The organism is Flavobacterium aquaticum (assembly GCF_003259835.1).
In the GTDB taxonomy this organism is placed as follows: domain Bacteria; phylum Bacteroidota; class Bacteroidia; order Flavobacteriales; family Flavobacteriaceae; genus Flavobacterium; species Flavobacterium aquaticum.
Genome location: NZ_QLMI01000026.1, coordinates 1 through 1,500, shown reverse-complemented (window position 1 = coordinate 1,500; position 1,500 = coordinate 1). Strand labels below are relative to the sequence as shown.

The 1,500-nt window shown below is 39.3% G+C and carries 1 protein-coding gene; it reads left to right on the top strand.

The annotated features are described in order from the left end of the window. Window positions 1-1,500 (top strand): hypothetical protein (locus B0I03_RS13230; RefSeq protein WP_181452400.1); only part of this gene is annotated, 1,500 nt, incomplete at both ends.

The following is a 1,500-nucleotide window of genomic DNA, read 5'->3' as shown; positions in this document are numbered from 1 at the left end:
TTAGAAGTACAATGTGATGGCAATGGAAATACCGCTCAACTAAACGCTTGGTTAGCTTCAAATGGTGGTGCTGTGGCTTCGGATATTTGTTCCAACGTAACTTGGACTAATAACTTTGCTTCGGTTTCTGATACATGTGGTGCAACTGGTTCGGCTTCAGTGACTTTTACTGCTACTGATAATTGCGGAAATAGTTCTTCAACAACAGCTACATTTACTATTATCGATAACACTAATCCAGTAATTTCTGTTCAAGCTTCAAACTTAGAAGTGCAATGTGATGGAAATGGAAACACTGCTGATTTAAACGCTTGGTTAGCTTCAAATGGTGGTGCTGCTGCAACTGATGTTTGTTCGAATGTGACTTGGAGTAATAACTTCTCATCAGTTTCTGATACTTGTGGAGCAACTGGTTCGGCTTCGGTAACTTTCACAGCTACTGATAATTGTGGAAACAGTTCTTCTACAACAGCTACATTTACAATCATCGATAATACGAATCCAGTAATATCTGTTCAAGCTTCAAATTTAGAAGTACAATGTGATGGAAATGGAAACACCGCTGCATTAAATGCTTGGTTAGCTTCTAATGGTGGTGCTGTAGCTAGCGATGTTTGTTCGAACGTAACTTGGACTAATAACTTCGCATCAGTTTCTGATACTTGTGGAGCAACTGGTTCTGCTACAGTAACTTTTACAGCTACTGATAACTGTGGAAATAGTTCTTCAACTAATGCTACGTTTACAATCATTGATAACACCAATCCAGTGATTTCAGTTCAAGCTTCGAATTTAGAAGTACAATGTGATGGCAATGGAAACACCGATGCATTAAACGCTTGGTTAGCTTCTAATGGTGGTGCTGCTGCAACTGATGTTTGTTCGAATGTGACTTGGAGTAACAACTTTACTTCAGTTTCTGATACTTGTGGAGCAACTGGTTCTGCTACAGTAACTTTTACAGCTACTGATAACTGTGGAAATAGTTCTTCAACTAATGCTACGTTTACAATCATTGATAACACCAATCCAGTGATTTCAGTTCAAGCTTCGAATTTAGAAGTACAATGTGATGGCAATGGAAACACTGCTGCTTTAAACGCTTGGTTAGCTTCCAATGGTGGTGCTTCAGCTACTGATGTTTGTTCAAATGTGACTTGGAGTAATAACTTCACATCAGTTTCTGATACTTGTGGAGCGACTGGTTCGGCTTCGGTAACTTTTACTGCTACTGATAATTGCGGAAATAGTTCTTCAACTACAGCTACGTTTACAATAATCGATAACACAAATCCAACAATCACAACGCAAGCTTCAAACTTAGAAGTACAATGTGATGGCAATGGAAATACCGCTCAACTAAACGCTTGGTTAGCTTCAAATGGTGGTGCTGTGGCTTCGGATATTTGTTCCAACGTAACTTGGACTAATAACTTTGCTTCGGTTTCTGATACATGTGGTGCAACTGGTTCGGCTTCAGTGACTTTTACTGCTACTGAT